This window comes from Arsenicibacter rosenii, from assembly GCF_001870735.1.
Taxonomy (GTDB): domain Bacteria; phylum Bacteroidota; class Bacteroidia; order Cytophagales; family Spirosomataceae; genus Arsenicibacter; species Arsenicibacter rosenii.
The window spans coordinates 1-2,319 of the sequence record NZ_MORL01000101.1 but is presented as its reverse complement, the minus strand read 5'-3'; the positions used below and the strand labels follow the sequence as shown (position 1 = coordinate 2,319).

Below are 2,319 nucleotides of genomic sequence, written 5' to 3'. Positions count from 1 at the left end.
CTGTGGGAACACTACAGCTTCACCCACGACCGCGACTACCTGCAAAAAGAAGCATATCCGCTCATGAAGGGCGCAGCTCAGTTTTGTCTGGACTGGCTGGTTGAAGACAAAAAAGGAAAACTGGTTACGTCACCCGGCACATCCCCCGAAAACGTTTACGTGACGAATGACGGATACAAAGGGGCAACCCTTTACGGCGGAACGGCCGATCTCGCCATGGTGCGGGAGTGTTTTCTCCAGACCATTCAGGCCTCCAAAGTGCTGAACACCGATCAGGCATTCCGGGCCAAACTGGAACAGGCGCTGGCCCGCCTGCACCCTTACCAGGTCGGAGCGGCCGGCAATCTGCAGGAATGGTACTACGACTGGAAGGATGCCGAACCCAAACACCGCCACCAGTCGCATCTGTTTGGGTTGTATCCCGGTAACCACATTCGTCCGGACATCACGCCTGAACTGGCCAATGCCTGCCGCAAAACGCTGGAAATAAAAGGCGACGAAACAACAGGCTGGTCCAAGGGATGGCGTATTAACCTGTGGGCCCGTTTATGGGATGGCAATCATGCCTATAAAATGTACCGTGAACTCCTGCACTACGTGCTTCCGGACGGGGTTAAAACAAACATGGCCCGGGGCGGCGGTACCTACCCCAACCTGTTTGATGCCCACCCGCCTTTCCAGATCGACGGCAACTTTGGCGGTACGGCAGCGGTCGCTGAAATGCTGGTGCAGTCGACGGAAGAGTCGATCCGGTTATTGCCTGCCCTGCCGGATGTCTGGGATACCGGTTCGGTCAAAGGCCTCAAGACGCGCGGCGGCTTCGAGGTAGCCATGAACTGGAAGAATGGGAAACTGGCAACCGTTACCATCCAGTCGAAGACCGGCGGGCAGACCGAACTGATCTACGGCGGTAAAACCAGAAAGGTTTCGCTCAAACAAGGCCAGGTTCAGTACATGACCTGGTAAATGGATACGGATTTGTAAAAAGGGATAGCGGGAATACCGGCTATCCCTTTTTTTATCTGGCTGGCGGCAGCAGTTTGTGGGTAATAAACACCTCTGCATACCGTTTGCCCAGCGCACGGGCAGCCGGTGTGTCAAAATGGGTAGTATCGCCCTTGTGCCCTAAACCGGCGGCCGATACCACGTACAGGTTCGGAACCCGTTTCGAGGCTTCCAGCAGCTGTTCGTTTACAAGCTTCGCTGAGGGGTTGCGGTTTACATAAAAATCGCCGAGGGTGCCCGCCACAAAAGGTACATCGGGGGCCTGTAATTCGGTCCGTAACCGGCTGACGAGTGCTTCCAGTTTACGGGCATAAACTCCGGCCCGTTCGGGTTTACTGTCCGATTCGCCCTGATGCCACAAAATGCCGGCCAGTTCGCCCTGTCCGAGGGCCTTTCGTATCCGGCGCATGGTATCGTCATAAGGATAGGTTTTGGTCTGAGCGTAATACGCGCCCGGGCTCCAGACATCGATTTCCGATCCGCCAACGGCGCAAGGCACTAACCCTATCTGCATGTCGGGGTATTGTTTCGATAAAGTTTCGGCGAATGACAGCCCCGGCCCGACGCCAACTACCGCCGGTTTATCAAAATGGAGCGGATCTTTGGCCGTCACCCACTGTTCTTCCCGGGTCAGCATCCAGATATTAGGATTAAGCTCCTGCGGGTCTACTTTGCCCCGGCCCGCCATATTGGACTGGCCAATCAGGAGAAATAATTTTAGCCGTGGCGGCTGTCTGTGCATGAATGCCAGACAAATCACGAAAACAAGGGCTGCCCAGAGAACCCGAAAACCAAATCGTACTTTTTCTTTCTCCATACCACTGAAAGACATTGGCCCACCGGTTTTTTACTTTCAGACGAAAGAGTTTTTTAACTCCGTCCGGTATTTGCCGTTTATGCTGTATCAACAAACGGTCAGCACCATGCTCTCAGAACGCCTGAAAGATCAATCCGACGATTTACATGCGGCATTAACTGCCTTCGGGAAACACAAGCACATACCGGCGATTATTGCCCGGAATGTGTTGACGGCCCTGTCGTTTTACCCAGAACTGCTCGATACACGCATCACCTTCCGGTTTAAACAGCGGATCAGTACGTCNCCTCGCCGATACCGCCGCTATAACATCAACATCAGTGCTATGTTCAGGCTGATTCATACGGCCATTCCCATCCATGAACTTCCGGATGAAATCATGATTGGCTGGATCGGGCATGAACTCGGGCACATCATGGACTATGAACGCCGGTCGAACAGCGGCCTGGTCGGCTTCGGTATTTCGTACCTGACTTCACCAGCCTATGTACGGCGGG

2 protein-coding genes are annotated in these 2,319 nt (G+C 54.2%); one reads left to right on the top strand and one right to left on the bottom strand.

Features of this window, described 5'->3' with window-relative positions; translation table 11 throughout:
- Positions 1–966, top strand: a 966-nt coding sequence (locus BLX24_RS30015) for a glycosyl hydrolase family 95 catalytic domain-containing protein (protein ID WP_374755026.1), incomplete at its 5' end; no start/stop codon positions are given.
- A gap of 52 nt (positions 967–1,018) precedes the next feature.
- On the opposite strand, the gene BLX24_RS30010 is transcribed toward BLX24_RS30015, so the two are convergent.
- Entirely contained in the window at positions 1,019–1,837 is an 819-nt protein-coding gene (locus BLX24_RS30010; protein WP_229201926.1) for a sialate O-acetylesterase, read from the bottom strand.
- Positions 1,838–2,319: the final 482 nt, after the last annotated feature.

Coding starts and splice junctions, on each gene's coding strand:
- BLX24_RS30010 (WP_229201926.1), bottom strand. CDS start 1,837: ATGTCTTTCAGTGGTATGGAGAAAGAAAAAGTACGATTTGGTTTTCGG.